Origin of the sequence: Erwinia sp. MYb416 (assembly GCF_037479575.1) — a bacterium.
Classification (GTDB): domain Bacteria; phylum Pseudomonadota; class Gammaproteobacteria; order Enterobacterales; family Enterobacteriaceae; genus Erwinia; species Erwinia rhapontici.
This window is the reverse complement of sequence record NZ_JBBGYT010000083.1, coordinates 1-1172: the sequence shown is the minus strand read 5'-3', so window position 1 is coordinate 1172 and position 1172 is coordinate 1. Positions and strand designations below refer to the sequence as shown.

The window sequence follows — 1172 nt, the reverse complement described above, 5'->3', positions numbered from 1 at the left end:
GCGGTTAACACGCTCAAGCGCATTGCCCGAGGCATTCAGCGCTTTGTTATCGATAGTGCGTCGCCATTCATCATGAAATGCAATCACACCACCACGAAAGGCAAATACGACTGTTTCCGAGGTCAGTCGCTGGCGAAACCGCTACAGTCGATAACCAAAACTCACGGCTATGCGATCGCGGTACCGCATCTGACCAAGTTCCGCACTGGTGCTACCGGCCAACACGTAACTGAACCGGTACCGACCGTCACCGCCGGTACATCGAAACGCCCTGGCGGGAACGGCCATGGACTGAGGATGGTGCAGGCGGGCCTGGTCCCGTTTATTGCTGGCGCTGGTGGTCCGAAATACTCCGCAAAACCACGTGGTGCTTACCAGTCGATGCACACGCTGGTGAATACAAATCACTCCTGCGTTATCGCGCCAGTGATCGCCCGGCAGTTCGGCGCAAGCGTCGGCCACCGGGCGGACGAACCGAGCGCGACAATCACTGATGGTGGTGGCGGTAAATCGCGGCTGGTGACGCCGACGCTCATTCAGATGGGTTATGGCGAAAGGCAAGGGCAGGATCCCCGCGTTTTGCAGCCCGGTAAACTGCTGGGAACAGTAACGGCCGGTGGTGGTAAATTCGGGCTGGTGGCCGCGAACCTGGTTAAGCACTTCGGCGGGAATTACACAGGCGCCACGCGCTGATCACATCCAGCATCATCAAAATGCGAGGTACAAATACCGGCCAGCCAACGGATACACCTCTGCAAACGGTAACCGCTGGTGGCCTGCACTTTGGCGAGGTCAGCAGCAGCCTGGCTGTTGATGATTACGACGAGGAGCGAGCGCTGCAGGTGCTGGTGTTCCTGTGGGAATACTGCGGGCCGCAGTATGACGGTCTGGTGACGATCGGTGGGGTGGTATATCGCATCGTGGATATCGGTATGCGTATGCTGTAGCCGCATGAGTCAGGGATTCCCGGAGTGGTACATCATTGACCGGGACTACACTGGCACAAAGTACGCGAAGGATAAGCAGGTCGCACGCTGCGGCAATGCATTACCTCCGCCGTTCGCCGAAGCGCTGGTAAGGGCAAATCTACCGGAAATGTGTGCTTGGCAGATGAGGGCCGCCTGATATACTTCCCCTTCAAACGGAGGGGAAATGAATAATCAATATAGAAG

The 1172-nt window shown here is 57.3% G+C and carries 1 protein-coding gene and 1 pseudogene; both read left to right on the top strand.

Going from position 1 to position 1172, the window contains the following annotated elements:
- Positions 1-693: pseudogene (locus WH277_RS28610) on the top strand (DNA cytosine methyltransferase); the annotation flags it as partial.
- Between the two features lie 20 nt (positions 694-713).
- Positions 714-947, top strand: a complete 234-nt coding sequence (locus tag WH277_RS28605; protein ID WP_445235289.1) for a hypothetical protein — start codon at positions 714-716, stop codon at positions 945-947.
- The last annotated feature ends 225 nt before the right edge of the window (positions 948-1172 follow it).

What these genes read in the sequence shown, in the direction of transcription:
- WH277_RS28605 (WP_445235289.1), top strand. Translation starts at nt 714, where the DNA reads ATGCGAGGTACAAATACCGGCCAGCCAACGGATACACCTCTGCAAACG.